Genomic DNA, 16,932 nt, shown 5'->3' with positions numbered 1-16,932 from the left:
AGGACTTCGTCACATCGCTCTTTGTCGCCTCCACGCACACGTACGTTCTCATTTTCTCCGACCGGGGAAAACTTTACTGGGTCAAAGTGCACGAGATCCCGCAAGCGGGGCGTGCGGCCAAAGGAAAGCCGATCGTGAATTTGGTGCAGATGGCCCAGGAGGAAAAGGCGGCGGCGATTCTGCCGGTGAAAGAATTTGTGGAAGGGCAATACGTCGTCATGGCGACGAAGAACGGAATCATCAAGAAGACCGATCTCATGGCCTATTCGAACCCGCGCGCCAGCGGAATCATCGCGTGCGGCATTGAAGAAGGGGACCGGATGATCGCCGCCACACTGACCGACGGCAAGTCGGACATTTTTCTGGCGACCAAACAGGGGCAGGCGATTCGATTCAAAGAAGGCGAGGTTCGTCCCACCGGGAGGCAGGCGGTCGGCGTCTGGGGAATCGACCTCGATAAAGAGGACGTCGTGGTCGGAATGGAGGTTTTTACGTCCGAAGGGACGGTTCTGACGGCGACGGAATACGGCTACGGAAAACGGACGGAGACGAAAGAATACCGCGTCCAGTCGCGCGGCGGCAAAGGGATCATGACGATGCGCGTCACGGACAAAAACGGCCCGGTTGTCGGCGTAGCCCAGGTCACCGACGACGACGACGTCATGCTGATCTCGGATCAGGGGCAGCTGATTCGAACGAAGGCCAAAGAGATCTCCGTCATCGGCCGCGCCACACAGGGCGTCCGCCTTATCCACCTTCAAGAAAAAGAGCGCCTGGTCGCGCTGGCGAAGATCGTCCCAGAGGACGAAGACGAAGAGCTTCCGCCGGGGAATGCCTAACATTTCCGTGCAATTATCGGAACCGAGATCATCCGAAATTACCGACGAAACGCTTTACCGTAACCGACGGAGGTTCTTAACAGCGATTTCCGGGGCAGCCGCCGCGTGGTCTCTGGATCTCGCGTGGCCTCGTGGTATTCAATCGGTCTTAGCCAAGAGCCTGTTTTCGGAGCCGGACAAAAACGACAAGCTGACACCGATCGAGCAGGTTACGACGTACAACAACTTCTACGAGTTCGGTACCGACAAAGACGACCCTTCAAAGTTCGCAAAGAATTTCAAAACCAAACCGTGGAAAATGTCGGTCGAAGGGTTCGTCAAGAAGCCGCGGGTCTATGATTTGGACGAACTGTTCCGGCCGTTTGCTCTGGAAGAACGGATTTACCGTCACCGATGCGTGGAAGGGTGGTCAATGGTGGTTCCCTGGCTGGGATTTCCCCTTGCGGATCTGATCAAGCGTCTGGATCCGACGTCCAACGCGAAGTTCGTGGAATTCACGACGCTCTTGGATCCCCAACAGATGCCGGGTCAAAAAAGGGATGTTTTGGACTGGCCCTATGTGGAGGGGCTCCGGATGGACGAAGCGACGAATTCCCTTACGCTTATGGTCACCGGACTTTATGGCAAGCCACTTCCGAACCAGGACGGCGCGCCGATCCGCCTGGTCGTTCCCTGGAAATATGGTTTTAAGAGCATCAAGTCGATCGTAAAAATTAAATTCGTCGAAAAACAGCCGCTCACGACCTGGGCCAAAAGCGCGCCGACCGAGTATGGGTTTTATTCGAACGTAAATCCGAATGTGGATCATCCCCGGTGGAGCCAGAGAAAAGAACGGCGGCTCGGTGAATTTTTCAAGCGCGACACGCTGATTTTCAACGGCTACGGCGATCAAGTGGCGAGCCTGTACACGGGGATGGACCTAAAGAAATTTTTTTGATGAACCGGTGCGGATTGTTCTAGAAATGACGGCGGGCTCCGGTCTCGTCGGGACCCCCCAAGTCCATGCGCGTTCCTGCGCGTGGACTGGGGTATCCCCGACGAGCCAGCCGCCTGCATTGCTTGAACTCTCATATGGGGTTACATCGTGAAGCGCCTCTCAAAACCAATTATTTTTATTACATGTCTAATCCCGCTGCTCATTCTGGTCATGAAAGGATTCATGGGCAGATTAAGCGCGAATCCGTTGGATGACATCACAGACACAACCGGGGATTGGACGCTCCGGTTCGTGGTTTTGACGCTGGCGATCACGCCGATTCGGAAACTCTTCCATTGGAACGCCCTCGTTCGATATCGCCGGATGATCGGCCTCTATGCATTTTTCTACGGCAGCTTACATTTCCTGACGTTCGTCGTGTTCGATCATTTCTTTAACATCGCCGAAATCCTATCGGATGTGGCCAAACGCCCGTTTATCACCGTGGGATTTACGGCCTTTGTTATCATGATCCCGCTCGCGATCACGTCGACGAACCGTTGGGTCCAGCGTTTGGGTGGCAAGAGATGGCAACGGATCCACCGGCTGATCTACCTGACGGCGATCGGCGGCGTGATTCATTACCTTTGGCTGGTGAAGGCGGACATCCGGCGACCGCTCATTTACGGCGGAATCGTCGCGCTTCTTCTCGGTTACCGGCTTTTCGAATTTGCGCGAAAGAAACTTCCCTTGCAGCGCGCAGTCGCCTGAGGCAGCATCCCAGCGTGCAACAACGAATGCGGTTCTCGGTCATGCTCATGTTGCTCTCGCTTTGGAGCTGTTCGACCGGAGATTTTCGCGCGGCGAAGGAGATGGTCCGCCATCAGAAATTTTACAACGCGATTGAATTCTATCTTTCGTTCGTCCGAAGCCATCCCGAACATCGCCGGGCGCCGGAGGCGCTGTTCGAGGCCGGCAACATTCAACAGATGATTTTAAATGAACCTGCGAAAGCAATCGCCACGTTCCAGATGCTGGTTTCGAATTATCCCGTCAGCGAATACACGATGAAGGCCCAGAGGCGGGTGGCGGAGATCCAGAAAAACCACTTCGCCAATTACCGCCAGGCGATCATCGAATATGAAAAGCTCATCCGCGCCAATGCTCCACCGGCGGAAGCGGCGATGTACCAATTCGAAATCGCCCAATGTTACACATTGCTGCACAATTACGATCAAGCGGCGATCGAGTATCAAGCTCTCGTGAGCAAGTATCCCAAGGAAAATCTTGACGAGGTTTACTTTCAGATGGGAAACAACGCCTACATCAACGGCAAATACGAGGACGCCATTCAGGCGTACCGTGAGATGGTCGGCCGCTATCCCAAATCGTCGTTTCGAACGCAGGCTGTGTTCGGCATGGGGAATGCCTACGAAGAGATGAACGATTTTGAGAACGCCCGCCTTCGGTACGAGTCGGTGCAAAAGGACTATCCCTCCCCGAAGGTCGTGGAGATCCGCCTTCAGGCCCTGGCGCAGCGGGAAAAGAAGAAGATGACCTTGGCCCCGGGAAGCCACTTGAGGTGAGGCTTCTTTTTTGACCGGTTTCTGACCTATACTAAGAGTATGGGTGCAGGTCCCCTCTCCAAAGAATTGATGAACGCTTCGGTGAAATTGATGCCCGGAGGCGTTAACTCCCCCGTACGGTCGTATCAATCGGTCGAAGGCGAGCCGCTATTCATCGAGCGGGCAAAGGGTTCGAAGATCTACGACGCCGACGGCCGGGAATTTATCGATTACGTCATGAGCTGGGGGCCGTTGATCGTCGGCCACGCTCATCCGGAGGTTTTAGAAAAAATCCGAAAGGCGCTGGAAAGGGGAACATCCTTCGGCGCTCCTACCGGATTTGAACTCGAGCTTGCGAAATTAACCACCGACGCATTTCCGTCGATGGATATGATCAGGTTCGTGAACTCCGGGACAGAGGCCACGATGTCGGCCGTACGGCTCGCGCGCGCGGCCACCGATCGAAAAAAGATTCTCAAGTTTGACGGCTGTTATCACGGCCACGTGGATGCCTTACTCGTTCAAGCCGGTTCCGGTGTGGCGACACTCGGCTTGCCGAACTCGCCCGGCATACCGCCGGAGGCCACCGGTTTTACCGTAAGCGTTCCCTTCAACGACCTGGATGCGGTCCGTCGGGCGTTTGAACAGGACCCTCGGGGATATGCGGCCATCATTGTCGAACCGGTGGCCGGCAACATGGGGGTGGTGAATCCCGAATCGGGTTTCTTAGAAGGTCTACGGGAGACGGCGACCGCCTGTGGAGCCTTGCTGATCTTCGACGAGGTGATGACCGGCTTTCGCCTGGCGATGGGAGGAGCGCAGGAACTCTTTCATATCCGCGCCGACCTGACCTGCCTCGGGAAAGTCATCGGAGGAGGTTTGCCGGTCGGAGCCTACGGCGGCCGAAAGGACTTAATGGAGCAAGTCGCTCCCAGCGGGTCGGTTTATCAAGCCGGCACGCTTTCGGGCAACCCGATCGCCATGGCCGGGGGAATCAAGACGCTCAAACTTCTTCGGGAGCCCGAGACGTTTCAAACGCTGGATTACCGTACGCGATATTTGGCGGATGAGCTCAAGCGCCGGTCCGAAAGAATGGATGTGCCGGTGACGGTGAATCGCGCCGGTTCCATGTTCACGATCTTTTTCTGCAAGGGGCCGGTTCGGAATTTCGCCGAGGCCCAGACCGCCAACAAACGGCTCTTTTCCAAATATTTTCACGGGATGCAGGAAGAGGGGATCTACATCCCGCCGTCTCCATTCGAAGCGTGGTTCCTCTCGACCGCGCATACCGACGACGACATCGAAAAGACGATCGACGCCCACGAACGAGTGTTGAGAAGACTATGAGTGTCGGATACCGCCCGCAGTCCGAGGATACGTCGGTGGAGATCGATCGAAAGATGTTTGAATTGTATCGAGAAATGCCCCCGTGGAAGAAACTGGAGAGAATGGGCGAGTTGAATGCAGCGGTCAGGCATCTTGCGAACATCGGAATCCTTGAACGTCATCCGGAAGCGACAGAACGCGAAATGTTCCTTCGTGAGGCGGCGCTTCGTCTGAATCGAGCCACGATGGTGGAGGTCTTTGGCTGGGATCCGGCGGTTAAGGGATATTAGGTTGCTCCCTGAGGTCATTCAGGTCGCTCTTCAAGTTGCACAAAGCTTTGAACAATTTAAGATTCCGTACTTTGTTGTCGGTTCCGTCGCGAGTTCAATCCTCGGGGAGCCTCGCTCGACAAACGACGTTGATATCGTGGCTCAGCTTTCCGAAGTGCGAGCGAAAGAGTGGATTGTATGGGCAGAGAAAGATTTTTACGTGAGTGAAACGGCCGTAATCGAGGCCATCCGACGACACCGAGCTTTCAATCTTGTCCATTTTTCAACAGCACTCAAGATCGATATTTATTGTGCCGGGGATTCGGCCTATGAAGGAGAGCAGCTGTCCCGGCGGCGGCTGGTTCCTGTCGTGAAGGATGCGGCAACAAGCCTTGTCATGTCGACTCCAGAAGACGTCGTTTTGAACAAACTTTGCTGGTACCGAAAGGGCGGCGAAGTCTCCGATCGCCAGTGGCGCGATGTCATTGGTGTTCTTAAGGTACAATCAGATCGCCTCGAATTCAGCTACTTAGGAAATTGGGCCACGAACCTGGCTATTTCCGACCTCCTGCGGAAAGCATTGGCCGAAGCAGGACTTTCCGGGGCCTCCCCGGCGTAAGCAATTTTCCCTCTAGCCGGATCTGGGCTAGGATCCGCTTCAAATCAAACTGAAGGAGAACACGATGGAGCCAACAAATACGGAACCGCGCGCGGGAATTCCCCGAATCGGAGATAGCGCGCCGGATTTTACAGCCAATACAACGCAGGGAGAGATTACATTCAGCAAATGGAGCCAAGGGAAGTGGGTGGTTCTATTCTCCCATCCGGCCGATTTTACGCCGGTCTGTTCGACCGAACTGACGGAATTTGCGCGCCGGGAATCGGAATTCGCCAAACGGAACGTCAAGCTCATCGGATTGTCGATCGATAGCGTGCACGCCCATCTGGCCTGGCGGGAGAATTTGCACAAGATTCTGGATGCGCAAATCAATTACCCCATGATTGCGGATTCCAATATGGCGGTCGCGCAAAAATACGGGATGATTCATCCCGGTGAAAGCTCCACGGTCACCGTGCGGGCGGTTTTTGTGATTGACCCGAAACGGACCATTCGGGCGATGGTTTACTACCCCCTCAATGTGGGGAGGAACATCGACGAAATCGTACGCTTGATCGACGCTCTCCAGACAGCGGACGAACATTCCGTGGCTTGCCCGGTGAACTGGAAACCGGGAGACAAGGTCATCGTTCCTCCGCCCAAGACGGAAAAGGACGTGGCGGATCGCATGGCAGCCAAAGATGTGGAACGACTTGACTTCTATTTGAGCCGAAAGTCGCTGCCCGCTTGACTTAGCGATTTTTTGCTGTAAAAACGCCACCTTCGCGGTATGGGAGGATATGCAAATCCACCGACCGACAGGTCTCTGGTTACAGTTAGGCGCACGCGCGACGGAAGCGGTGTTGGCTCCGGGAGTGGGCGCCGCCGGTGGCCTCTGGATCGACCAGCGCTACGGCATTACACCTTGGGCTGCAATTGGGGGCTTAATGTTAGGGGGTGTTGTAGCCTGGACATTGATAAGGGAGATTATTCGGAAGTTGAACCAACCATGAAGGAAATCGCATTCCAAAAGGTAGATCGGGCCAATCTTTCCATGGCCGCGATAGCGTCCCTCGTGAGCATATTCTGGTTGTCGAGTCACGTGACGTTTGGTGTAGCTGCTGGCGCGGGCCTCATGGCGCTGAACTTTTACGTATTGAGGAGGTTGGCGCTTTTGATTTTTGGGGGAGGCGGTATCAAAGTGATGATCGCCACAGTATTGCTTGGGGTGAAACTGGCTCTATTTCTTGGCGCAGGATTTCTCCTTTTGAAATATTTGCCCGTGAACATTGTGGCTTTCGGCCTGGGTGCTTCGGCGGTGGTTCTCACCACCTTGGTCGCCACGGGACGGGTAGCGCATCAGCTCTCGGCTTGAGGACGCAATGGAGCATCCTTTTACATTTTTTCAGGCGTACTTCCCCGGCGTCGACCACCGAAATCTCCATGTAGTAACCGCAGGATTCGGTATGGTCCTTCTGGCAGGGGGAACGATATTTCTCTATCCTGGTCTCCGAGACGCAAAGCGAAATGTCGTTCCCGATGGGAGATTCAGTCTCAAGTCGATTTTTGAAGTATTTCTAAATATGTGGACGGCGCTATGCGAGGAAATCATTGGCCATGGTGGGAGAAAATATCTTCCATTTGTCGGCTCGATTTTTTTCTTCCTATTTGTCTGCAATTTAATCGGCTTGATCCCTGGCTTTCTTCCGCCGACGGAAAACTGGGTTACGGGCGCTGCATTAGCCACGATTTCATTTCTCGCATTTAATTACTTCGGCTTTCGAGAACACGGAATAGCCTATTTCACACACTTCGTTGCACCCATCTCGCTCGGCCGATCGAAAAGCCCCATCAAATGGGTGGGAATCGTGTTGTCCGTTCTCCTGCTGAATGCCCTGTACGTGCCAATTGAACTTTTGGCGATTGTCATACGTCCGGTTACACTCTCAGTCCGGTTGTACGCCAACATCTTTGCCGACCATCTGGTCGTAGGAATCTTTTCGGGACTGGTGCCGTATGTGGTCCCGATTCCTTTCATGCTTTTGGGGGTGTTCGTCTCATTCATGCAGGCGTTTATTTTTACCTTGTTAACGACGGTTTACATTTCGGGCGCCGTTGCCCATAAACATTAAGAAAGGAGAATGGTTGGACATGTGTAAGTGGATTATTTGGAAAAAGGTGATCGTCGGCTCTTTCTTGGCGCTGTGGGTAGCATTGCCGGTAGTTGCTTTTGCGGAGCAAGAAGGGGCCGCGGCGCCAACGGCAACGGGGGCGGAACAGGACGCCGGAAAATCGCGTTTAAGCAGCGATGTGCAAAAGTGGTTGGGCTTTACAGCCGGCATTGCCATTGCTGTTGCTGCTTTTGGAGGGGCCTTGGGCCAGAGTAGAGTGCTGGCTGCTGCGGTAACTGGCATTTCGCGAAACCCCGGCGCGGCGGAAAAGATGTTTCTCCCATGGATGCTCGGCCTTGTGTTTATTGAGTCACTGGTCATCTACGCTTGGGTCATCGCGTTCGTGCTTGCGCTGAAGTTTTAAGAGAACCAACGCCTTGTGAAACGGCGGGGCGTACTTATCTTGTAGTGCATCTGTGACCAAACGGGATTACTACGAGATTTTATCCGTCCCGCGCACAGCGTCCGAGGCGGAGATCAAGAAGTCCTACCGCCAGCTTGCCAAGCAATACCATCCGGACCTAAATCCCGGAAACGCCGAGGCGGAAGAGAAATTCAAGGAGGCCTCGGAGGCCTACGAGGTCCTCCACGACGCCGAGAAGCGCCGAATCTACGACCAGTTCGGGCACGAGGGGCTGCGCGGCCGGGGCTTTCAAGGTTTTTCGGGCGTCGAGGACGTTTTCTCGAGTTTCTCCGATCTCTTCGATTCCTTTTTCGGATTTGGTTCGGGCGGGGGGCATCGCCGGAGGCACGGACCGATGTCCGGTGGGGATCTCCAAACCGGCCTCGAAATCTCCTTTCGCGACGCGATCTTCGGTTGCGTCCGCGAGATCGACGTCGAACGATCGATCGCCTGCAAATCCTGCAATGAAATAGGCGCGGAGTCCGGCCACGCCCCCATCGTGTGCGGAACCTGCGGCGGCCACGGCCAGGTTCGCCACGTCCAAGGGTTTTTCTCCGTCCAGACCACCTGCCCGCGTTGCCGGGGCACCGGGCGGATGGTGACGCACCCGTGCAAAATCTGTGATGGTGAAGGGCGAACATCGGAAAAGAAAAAAGTTCAGGTCATGATCCCTCCCGGCGTGGACAACGGGATTCAGGTGCGACTGGCCGGAGAAGGGGAGGGCGGATCCCGCGGCGGACCGGCCGGGGATCTATACGTGGCCCTTCGGGTCCAACCGGATCCCCGCTTTCGGCGGGAAGGAGAGCATCTTTACACGCAGGTCGAAATCGGCATGTCACAGGCGGCGCTGGGCACCGAAGTCGAGGTGGAAACGATCGACGGGCCCGAGCGAGTTCAAATCGCCCGGGGAACACAATCCGGAGATGTCGTCACACTGAAAGAAAAGGGGGTGCCGCGCCTGAGAAGGCAGGGGCGGGGCAACCATTATATGGAGATTAAGGTCACGATCCCCCAGCGGCTGACCAAAAAGCAGGAAGAACTTCTTCGTGCATTTGCGGAGGAGGCAGGCGAAAATATCACAGGCCCGAGAGAGAGCCTTTTGGGCAGATTGAAAAAAAAGAAATGAGCCGCCTTCGCGTTCTTTTGTTGTTTTTCATGACCCTTTTTGCGGCGACGCACAACGCCGTCGGACAGGACGCCGCGGCCGTTCGCTATTTCCACCTCGGAACCGAATACCTAAAGACCAAACAATATCCGCAGGCGATCTCCGAATTTAAGCGCGCGATCGTTCTGGAACCAAAGCGGGTGGAGTTTCTTCACAACCTCGGCATGGCTTACTTGGGAACGGAAAACCAAGTGGAAGCCGAAGCCGCATTCAAAAATGCGCTCAAAATCAATCCCAACTACGCCGATTCGCATTATGGCTTGGGAAGCGTCTACTCCGCGCAGAAAAAATATGACGCCGCGCTGATCTCGTATCAACGGGCGGCGGAGCTCAAAGCCGATTTCGGCGAAGCCTATTTCAACATGGGGGCCATCTATATCCGCCAGAACAAAATGGAACGCGCGGAGGAGATGATTCAAAGGGCCGCGCAGCTGATGCCCAAGCGCTTCGAGATCTGGATGGGCTTAGGTCAAATCCAATGGCGGCAAAACAAGACAAAAGATGCGGTCGACAGCTTCCGCCGGGCCGAGGAACTCAATCCCGCTCTCGTAGCGCCGCACGAATACTTGGGAAAGGCCTATCTCGCCGACGGCCAGTACCGGCGGGCCGAACAGGAATTCCGCGCGGTGTTGGGAAAAAAGCCGAAGCATGCGGAGAGCCATTATGGTCTGGGCGCGGCGCTCTATCACCAAGGCCTTAAGGCGGAGGCCCTTCCGGAGGTAGAAAACGCGATTTCGCTCGATCCCCATATGACCGAAGCCTGGCGGCTTATCGGCGCGATTCAGTTGGAGAGCGGCAAGAATGACGAGGCCGAAAAGGCCTATCGGGAGGTGGTGAAACGGAAACCGGCCGATGGGACAGCCCAGCTCGCCGTCGGCTCGATCTTGTTGCAAAAAGGAAAGAATAAAGAAGCGGCGCCTTTTCTCTTGAACGCGGTGAAACTGGATCCGAAGAGCGCCCAGGCGCATCGCCAATTGGGGGCGCTTCAACTCAAGAATGGCGATCTCGCAAATGCGATTCGATCGCTCGAAACCGCGACGCGGATCGATCCGAAATTAAGTGCCGCCTATTTTGATTTGGGCGTCGCCTATGTCCAAAAGAAGGAACCGGCGTTGGGAGAAAACGCCTTTCAAAAGGCGCTCGATCTCGACGGCGAAAATATGGACGCTGGGTACAATCTCGCGGCCGTCCGAATTCAGCAAAAGAAGTGGAACGAGGCGGCGGGCAATCTGGAAAAGGTCACTCAAAAACGGCCCAACGATTTGGAAGCGTGGAAGAACTATGGCGCCGCCCTATTTGAACTCGGGAAATTTAACGAATCGGGTTCGGCGTACGAGCGCGCGGCGGAACTGGCGCAGAAGGACGCGACGCTTTACTACAACGCCGGCATGGCGTACGCAAGAGCGGACGACGTCGACCGAGCGATGGTCAAATTTGAGCGCGCCACGTCGATCAAACCCGATTATCAACAGGCGCATACCAATCTCGGCATCGCCTACCTCCAGAAAAAACAGTTCGCCGGCGCGGCGATCGAATTGCAAAGAGCGCTGGATCTGAATCCGAAAGATTCATCCGCTCGCTTCAACCTCGGCATGGTCTATTTCCAGCGGGAGGAATATCCGAACGCGATTGGAGAATTAGAAAAGGCCGTCTCTCTCGATCCGAAGAACACCGACGCTCAAAACTACCTCGGCCAGGCGTACTCCAAAGTCGGTAAATCAGACAAAGCCATCGAAGCCTATGGAAAATCCATTCAGCTCGATTCCGGCGCGGAGGTCACCAAAGCCTCAAGGAACATCGATCGAGGAAAACTTCTTCTTCAAGAAGGCCAAGTCGACGAAGCGATCAAGGAATACCAATCGGTTCTTAAGAAGCGCCCGAAAGACGCCGACGCGCTTTTTGGTTTAGGCCAGGCCTACGCGAAACAAAGGAAAAAGAAGGAAGCGATTTTCCAATATAGGGCGTATCTCAAACACTACCCGAAAGGCCCGGAAGCCAAGACAGCCCAAAAAGAAATCGATCGTCTTACAAAGAAGTAAGTGTTTGTAATATAAGGATTTTCGTTTTTATTTTGTCAAGTACACTTGACAAACGTCCTAACTCCGGTTCATCGTAACTAAGTGAATTTACAGACGCTCAAGACCCTGGCCGAACTCCGGGGACTCAATCAGTCGGATTTGGCAAAGATGGCTGGTGTTCGCCGGCAGGCCGTCTCTCTTTGGTTTAAAGGCACGGAACCCGGGGGCGATATTCATTTGAAAGCGCAACATCTGTATCGCCTGGCCAAGACGCTCGGGGTCAGCTTGGAAGTACTACGTGAACCGCTTCCGATGCTCTCGGAACCCAAGGAAGTCGCGTCCCTGGAAACGTCACTTCTTTGGGACCGCCTCTATCCGTCGCTCGCACGGTTTTCCGTCGCGCTGTTGCGCTGCGAATCGCCTGCGATCGCGCGGCTTGTCCAAGTGTACGGTCTTTTCCAAGCCGCGGCCATAGCAGGGAACCGAGTATGGACCAAGTTTCCTGTTTACAAACGATTCATCGAGGCGGTTCAACGCAAAGAATGGGAGAGAGTTTGGAAGCTTCAGAAAAATCTCGGTCTGATTTAGCGGAACGAATTCTGCCGCCACCGCTTTACAAAGCGCTCAAACACATTTTTCTCCAGAAACTTTCCGGTTGCGCCCTTGTCGGAGGCACGGCTCTAGCTGGTTTTTACGCAGGACACCGCCGGTCGGACGATCTCGATCTTTTCACGGCTGATGAAACCAGCCAAAAGGCGACCCATGCGGCGGTTCAATCTCTACAAGGGATCGGTACGGTGTTTGAGAGGGAGTTTCATGCGGCGCAGTTTTACAAAGCGACGTGCCTTTTAGATCAAAAAAGGTTCACAGTAGATATCGTCCTAGATCAAAATCTCTTCCGCGTGGGCCGGTTCCATTCGCTCAATGACGGACTCGTTGTAGCGGATCTACACACACTACTGATGATGAAATCGTCCACGCTCGTAAGTCGCTGCAGTGAAAAAGATCTCTTCGATCTCCTGTGGCTATTTGAACACATGGACGGACTCACATACGAAAGACTTATCCAGGTTGGACACGAAATCGACGGTGGTCTGACGGGTGAAACTCTTCTCATGAGTGTTTCGAATACAATTCTTCGAGAAGAGGCATGCGATTTTTCGCTCGATCCCCAAGTAACCCCGAAGAACGTGCACGCGCAGTTGATCAGCTTTCAAAAATCATTTCTTAAAGGGCTTAGCTTGTATTTGAAGAATCAGCCGGCACCGCCACTGAAGGACCTATTGAAGCAAGTTAAACGACTGATTTAGTGTCCCTAAATTACGACGGCGGCCGTCCGGCCCAATCGGACGAAGAAGAGAAGAGACTCGGCGACCTTCTTGCCGGAAATCGTTTCAAGAGCCTCTCGATAAATCCGAAGTTGCGGCTCGTAGTGCCTCGCCCGTTCGGGGATCTGGTCTTTGGATATGGCGTCGGTTTTGTAATCGACCAGAACGAGAGCGCTCTTTTCCTCAAAGACGAGATCGATCACGCCCTCATAGAGGACCCCCGCTTTGTTGAGTGAAAACGGACACTCCCGGTAAATTTTCTCCGCACGGCGGATCCGGCCAAGAATCGGGGAATCGAGAGCTGTCCGCGCGACGGTTTCAAGTTCGCCGGAGGCATTCGGAATCGACTCCTCTCTCGCCATTCGAGCGCAAAGGGCCGGCAGCAGGGATCGGTCGTTGAAATCCGCTTTTTCGAGGATGCGATGCAATGCCGAGCCGAATCGGCGGCCGAACGCCGGCCCGGCGCTCTTCTTCAAGGCCGGCTGCCCGAAGGGTTCGACGAGGCGTGTTGCCGTCTGAAGGAGAAGCCCAGGGACCCAGCCTTGTTTCCGCATCTCGATCCCGCGCAAAACTTCCGCACGGCGCTGAACCAGGCGTGACGAGAACGTCCGGCTTCCTTTTTGATCTTCGGGCGGTTGATTTCCTTCCTCTATCCGAACGGGCAACGAAGAAAACGGCACCCGTTCGACGAGACTCTCTCCCGCCGCCCACCCTTCTTCCAAGAGGGTCCAGAGAGGGGAGGTCCTTTCGGTCAAAAATTTCGGAATCACCAATAAATCCCGGGTGCGAGTGGCGGCGACGTAAAGCAGGCGCCGGTTTTCCTCTTCCCTTCGAGTCTTCTCCCTTTTTTCCGCTTCTTTGAAATTGGCGGTTTGGAATCGTCCCATTTTTTTGGACCCGGACCGGATCGCCAGCATGGGATGAAGGCGATCGGCGACCACGTTGTCTCCATGGTCCTTTCGAGCGGCCAAATTCGCTAGAACGACGACCGGAAACTCCAATCCCTTGGCTTTGTGAACCGTCAAAAGTCGGAGGCGGTCACTCCCTTCATCGGAGAGGGCGGATTCCGCCTGCTGATCCCTTTCCTCCGTCCGTTCCACCGCCCATCGGAAAAATCGATCGAGCGTCAAGGCCGGATCGCGCTCCAAACTGCGCGCCAACATAGCGAGGGTATTTAAATTGGCCGCCGCCTGTTCCCCATGCCGGCGGGTGAGCGACAGGGGGATGGCGGACGTCAATCGGTAGAGTTCCATCAGGAGTTGAGAGGGCCTCAGGAGATTCCGTCGAACGTGAAGCTGCCGCAAAACCTCGAATGCGCTCTTGGCGGGATCTTTCAGTCGCACAAGATCGGCGTTTCGATAATCCAGCGTGGGATGAAGTGACGCCAGATCAAAGAGCTCCGTGTCCGAGAGACCGAAAAGAACGGACCGGAGAGATGCGGCGACGGCGACCGGGTCAGTGGGGTGTTCAATCGCCTCCAAGGTCATCAAAGCGGCATGTATCTCGGCCCTCGCGTAAAAAAGATGTCCTCCTTCCAGAGAAAAAGGGAGATCGTAGCGGCGAAGCGTTTCCTCAAAAAGATCGATGTCGGTGGTGGTGGGAAAGAGAAGCGCGATATCCCCGGCCTCTACCGGACGCAAACCGTTTTTCGTTTTGTCGAATACCAAAGGCTCGCCGGAATCGAGGATTTTCCGAAGAAACGCCGCGACGGCTTCCGCCTCCAACCGGCGGGTCTCCGTCGTGGACCCCTCCGCCGGAAGCTCGGGCGGTTCAAGAAGCACCACCGCTTTGCGATGGGCGGCCGAAACATGGCGCGGATCGGCGATGAGCGGCGAATACATCTCTTTCAAAATCGGGCCGAAGGTCAGATTCACCCATTCGATCACCGACTTGCCCGAACGAAAGCTCTGGTGAATCGTGAGGCGTTCTCCCTGACCGGCCACGGAGGTGGTCGCCGAGGTATACGTGTCGATATCCGCCCGTCGAAAGCGGTAGATCGACTGCTTTCCATCCCCCACCAGAAAAAGCACGCCCGGCTTGATCGGCCACGCGGACCAGTGTGCGGCGCCCGGAGCGTCGGAAGCGAGAAGCCAAAGAATCTCGGCTTGAACCGGATCGGTGTCCTGGAACTCGTCCACGAGGAAGTACCGGTAGCGCCGCTGAAAGTAGCTGCGAACATCCGGAATCCGTTTCAGAAGGTCGCGCGCGAGAAACAGAAGATCATCGAAATCGAGTTTTCCCGACCGGCGCTTCTCCGCCTCCACAAAGAGGACGAAATCCGAAAGCCAACCGATCAATTCCCCGGCGATCGATTCGCGCAGCGTCTCTTTCGTCTTTTCAAGCCGGCCGGCGAGCGCCGTCATCGCCGCGCGTTGTTCACGACACGCATCGGCGCGCGCCCAGCGTTTTTGGTTCCCCTTCGGTTTCGGATCGATTCGAAGAAGGAGGGCCCGTTCTTTTCCCTCAACCGATGCGGCTCGCGCGGCCCGGACTTCGCGATAAAACCGTTCGATCTGCCGGTAACCTTCATCCTCCGTATCGACGCATTCGCGCGTTGCCAAGCCCCAGAGTCTTTCCGATTCGGCCGCCAACTCGCGAAAGAGATTTTCCATGTCGGGGGAAGGGGGGAACGGCGGAATTTGGGCGATAACGTCGCGATGGTCGTACAGAGCAAATGCGGTCTCCTGGATATGGGAGAACGACAGACCGGCGGCGATCGCGCGGCTGAAGGGTCCTGGATTCTTCTCAAGAGCTTGTGGAAGCCAGCGGTCGTAACATTTCCGTCGGAACAGATCGGCGGCGATGCCGTCCAACTGCTCGAAGTTGGGATCGATTCCCGCGTCGATCGGCCGCTCGCGAAGAAGCGAGGCGGCGAACGCATGAATCGTGGAGATCGGCGCGCGGTCCAATTCGTGAAGCGCCGACGCGAGTTTCTTTTCGGCGAGGAAGGAACGGATCCTCTCTTTTAATTCCCACGCCGCTTTCTCGGTGAACGTAATCGCCACGATTTGTGTCGAACTTGCCCGCTGCTGTTCGACAAGGGCTACATATCGAGCGGCGAGAAGAGACGTTTTGCCGGTCCCCGCCCCCGCCTCGACGGAAAAAACGGTCGCGTGATCCGTGATCGCCCGGTCACGCGTGGCCTGGTCGGCGGGCAGAAACGGTGCATGGGGTGCCGTCATCTGAAGTTGAGCGCCTTTTTCATGATGGGAAAGAGATCGGTATTGTCGAGTGTCCCATGCACTTCACGCGCGCCGGGGCCGCTCGCGTAGAGAGGCACGTCGGTCCCGGTGTGCAAGGCGTCCTCTCCGTAAGGAAGGGCAAGGGTGGGATTGGCCTTCTGCCCAGGCCGCGAAACAAATGTGAGAAAGGGATAAGCGGAAATATCTTGGCCATGGTCCGGGTAGCCGTTCAGCGAAACGCCGGCGGTTTCGTGATCGGCCGTCACAAGAACCAGAGTGTCCTTCGTGGACGTCAGCGCGAGCGCCTGTTCGATCGCGCGGTCGAAGATGAATGTCTCCATCAATAGGTCCTGTATGCGGTTTGTGTGGGCGGCGTGATCGATCCGTCCCCCCTCGACCATCAGGAAAAAGCCGCGAGGGTTTCGGCTCAAGATGGCAATGGCCGCTTCCGTCATTTCGGGGAGGGAGGGTTCCGTCACTCCTTTCGCCTTCCGATCACTTTCGTAGCTCATGTGATCCTCATGGAAGAGGCCGAGGATAGGATGCGGTGGGGGAAGATTTCCGTATTTTTTCCCAACCGTCGCGAGCTCCTCCGCTGTTGAAATGACTTCGATTTCTCCTTCTTTTCGAAGCCGACCGACGTCAAAATATTTCCGACCGCCTCCCAGAAAAAGATCGAAGGAGCTATGCAAGAGTTCCTCGGCGATCTGCTTTTCAAGATCCCGATGGTGAATATGGGCATAAAAGGCCGCCGGCGTGGCGTGTGTAATCCGCGTGGTCGTCACCAGCCCCACGGCTTTTCCGGCCTTCTTGGCCAGTTCGGCTACGGTGATCGTCGATTTTCCGTCCTTCGTACCGGGAACGGCGGACTCGTCTTCCCCTAAAACGTCGTTCTTGGTTTTCACCCCGGACGCCAATGCCGTGGCCGCAGCCGCGGAGTCGGTGACAACCTTGTCGCTGGCATACGTCTTTAGCATGGCGGTGTACGGCAAACGGTCAATCGCCAGGTTCCCACGAGCCGACCGAAAATAAACGCGCGTGGCCGTGATCGTGGTCGTTCCGAGGCCGTCACCGATAAAAAGAATGATGTTCTTCGCGGCCAGCGCGGAAGTCGCAACCAGCAAAGTAAAGAAAAAGATAAAAAATCGCATC

Annotated in this window: 17 protein-coding genes; 15 read left to right on the top strand and 2 right to left on the bottom strand. The window is 55.5% G+C overall.

Going from position 1 to position 16,932, the window contains the following annotated elements; all coding sequences use genetic code 11:
* The 15 genes from VI895_06225 to VI895_06155 form a co-directional block, all read left to right on the top strand.
* A partial coding sequence (locus VI895_06225; GenBank protein HLG19398.1) for a DNA gyrase C-terminal beta-propeller domain-containing protein occupies positions 1 to 839 on the top strand: 839 nt, incomplete at its 5' end.
* Entirely contained in the window at positions 832 to 1,776 is a 945-nt protein-coding gene (gene msrP, locus VI895_06220; GenBank protein HLG19397.1) for a protein-methionine-sulfoxide reductase catalytic subunit MsrP, read from the top strand. The genes VI895_06225 and msrP, both read left to right, overlap by 8 nt.
* Before the next feature lie 222 nt (positions 1,777 to 1,998).
* Entirely contained in the window at positions 1,999 to 2,526 is a 528-nt protein-coding gene (locus VI895_06215; GenBank protein HLG19396.1) for a protein-methionine-sulfoxide reductase heme-binding subunit MsrQ, read from the top strand.
* Between the two features lie 14 nt (positions 2,527 to 2,540).
* The gene (locus tag VI895_06210) at positions 2,541 to 3,341 is read left to right on the top strand and encodes a tetratricopeptide repeat protein (GenBank protein ID HLG19395.1); all 801 of its coding nucleotides are present in this window, start codon (positions 2,541 to 2,543) and stop codon (positions 3,339 to 3,341) included.
* A 39-nt stretch (positions 3,342 to 3,380) separates the two neighbouring features.
* Positions 3,381 to 4,667 carry a glutamate-1-semialdehyde 2,1-aminomutase gene (gene hemL / locus VI895_06205; protein HLG19394.1) on the top strand — a complete coding sequence of 429 codons (1,287 nt, stop codon included), beginning with the start codon at positions 3,381 to 3,383 and terminating at the stop codon, positions 4,665 to 4,667.
* The gene (locus tag VI895_06200) at positions 4,664 to 4,936 is read left to right on the top strand and encodes a hypothetical protein (protein HLG19393.1); all 273 of its coding nucleotides are present in this window, start codon (positions 4,664 to 4,666) and stop codon (positions 4,934 to 4,936) included. The genes hemL and VI895_06200 overlap by 4 nt, the downstream gene beginning before the upstream one ends.
* 1 nt (position 4,937) lies before the next feature.
* A complete protein-coding gene (locus VI895_06195; protein ID HLG19392.1) occupies positions 4,938 to 5,534 on the top strand; it encodes a hypothetical protein in 597 nt (198 codons plus the stop codon).
* Between the two features lie 64 nt (positions 5,535 to 5,598).
* A complete protein-coding gene (locus tag VI895_06190; protein ID HLG19391.1) occupies positions 5,599 to 6,264 on the top strand; it encodes a peroxiredoxin in 666 nt (221 codons plus the stop codon).
* 258 nt (positions 6,265 to 6,522) lie between these two features.
* Positions 6,523 to 6,888 (top strand): hypothetical protein, encoded by a 366-nt coding sequence (locus VI895_06185; protein ID HLG19390.1) that lies wholly within the window; start codon positions 6,523 to 6,525, stop codon positions 6,886 to 6,888.
* Between the two features lie 7 nt (positions 6,889 to 6,895).
* Positions 6,896 to 7,645 carry a F0F1 ATP synthase subunit A gene (gene atpB / locus VI895_06180; GenBank protein HLG19389.1) on the top strand — a complete coding sequence of 250 codons (750 nt, stop codon included), beginning with the start codon at positions 6,896 to 6,898 and terminating at the stop codon, positions 7,643 to 7,645.
* A 19-nt stretch (positions 7,646 to 7,664) separates the two neighbouring features.
* Positions 7,665 to 8,048: an ATP synthase F0 subunit C gene (locus VI895_06175; GenBank protein HLG19388.1), complete on the top strand. Its 384-nt coding sequence runs from the start codon at positions 7,665 to 7,667 to the stop codon at positions 8,046 to 8,048.
* 52 nt (positions 8,049 to 8,100) lie between these two features.
* Positions 8,101 to 9,213, top strand: coding sequence for a molecular chaperone DnaJ (gene dnaJ, locus VI895_06170; GenBank protein ID HLG19387.1), 1,113 nt, complete (start codon positions 8,101 to 8,103; stop codon positions 9,211 to 9,213).
* Positions 9,210 to 11,291: a tetratricopeptide repeat protein gene (locus VI895_06165; GenBank protein ID HLG19386.1), complete on the top strand. Its 2,082-nt coding sequence runs from the start codon at positions 9,210 to 9,212 to the stop codon at positions 11,289 to 11,291. Before dnaJ ends, VI895_06165 begins: the two co-directional genes overlap by 4 nt.
* An 81-nt stretch (positions 11,292 to 11,372) precedes the next feature.
* A complete protein-coding gene (locus VI895_06160; protein ID HLG19385.1) occupies positions 11,373 to 11,858 on the top strand; it encodes a helix-turn-helix transcriptional regulator in 486 nt (161 codons plus the stop codon).
* Entirely contained in the window at positions 11,813 to 12,580 is a 768-nt protein-coding gene (locus VI895_06155; protein HLG19384.1) for a nucleotidyl transferase AbiEii/AbiGii toxin family protein, read from the top strand. Before VI895_06160 ends, VI895_06155 begins: the two co-directional genes overlap by 46 nt.
* A 5-nt stretch (positions 12,581 to 12,585) precedes the next feature.
* On the opposite strand, the gene VI895_06150 is transcribed toward VI895_06155, so the two are convergent.
* Both VI895_06150 and VI895_06145 read right to left on the bottom strand, forming a co-directional pair.
* Entirely contained in the window at positions 12,586 to 15,780 is a 3,195-nt protein-coding gene (locus VI895_06150; GenBank protein HLG19383.1) for a UvrD-helicase domain-containing protein, read from the bottom strand.
* Positions 15,777 to 16,931, bottom strand: coding sequence for an alkaline phosphatase (locus VI895_06145; GenBank protein HLG19382.1), 1,155 nt, complete (start codon positions 16,929 to 16,931; stop codon positions 15,777 to 15,779). The genes VI895_06150 and VI895_06145 overlap by 4 nt, the downstream gene beginning before the upstream one ends.
* Between the last annotated feature and the right edge of the window lies 1 nt (position 16,932).

Source organism: Bdellovibrionota bacterium (assembly GCA_035292885.1).
Lineage (GTDB): Bacteria > Bdellovibrionota_G > JALEGL01 > JALEGL01 > DATDPG01 > DATDPG01.
The sequence above is the reverse complement of the archived record's forward strand: the minus strand, read 5'-3'. Positions and strand labels throughout refer to the sequence as shown.

Bases quoted from the DNA above. Each gene is read 5' to 3' on its own strand.
- VI895_06165 (HLG19386.1), top strand. From the start codon at position 9,210: ATGAGCCGCCTTCGCGTTCTTTTGTTGTTTTTCATGACCCTTTTTGCG.
- VI895_06200 (HLG19393.1), top strand. From the start codon at position 4,664: ATGAGTGTCGGATACCGCCCGCAGTCCGAGGATACGTCGGTGGAGATC.
- hemL (HLG19394.1), top strand. From the start codon at position 3,381: ATGGGTGCAGGTCCCCTCTCCAAAGAATTGATGAACGCTTCGGTGAAA.
- VI895_06175 (HLG19388.1), top strand. From the start codon at position 7,665: ATGTGTAAGTGGATTATTTGGAAAAAGGTGATCGTCGGCTCTTTCTTG.
- VI895_06145 (HLG19382.1), bottom strand. From the start codon at position 16,931: ATGCGATTTTTTATCTTTTTCTTTACTTTGCTGGTTGCGACTTCCGCG.
- VI895_06215 (HLG19396.1), top strand. From the start codon at position 1,999: ATGGGCAGATTAAGCGCGAATCCGTTGGATGACATCACAGACACAACC.
- VI895_06150 (HLG19383.1), bottom strand. From the start codon at position 15,780: ATGACGGCACCCCATGCACCGTTTCTGCCCGCCGACCAGGCCACGCGT.
- atpB (HLG19389.1), top strand. From the start codon at position 6,896: ATGGAGCATCCTTTTACATTTTTTCAGGCGTACTTCCCCGGCGTCGAC.
- VI895_06190 (HLG19391.1), top strand. From the start codon at position 5,599: ATGGAGCCAACAAATACGGAACCGCGCGCGGGAATTCCCCGAATCGGA.
- VI895_06155 (HLG19384.1), top strand. From the start codon at position 11,813: ATGGGAGAGAGTTTGGAAGCTTCAGAAAAATCTCGGTCTGATTTAGCG.
- msrP (HLG19397.1), top strand. From the start codon at position 832: ATGCCTAACATTTCCGTGCAATTATCGGAACCGAGATCATCCGAAATT.
- VI895_06185 (HLG19390.1), top strand. From the start codon at position 6,523: ATGAAGGAAATCGCATTCCAAAAGGTAGATCGGGCCAATCTTTCCATG.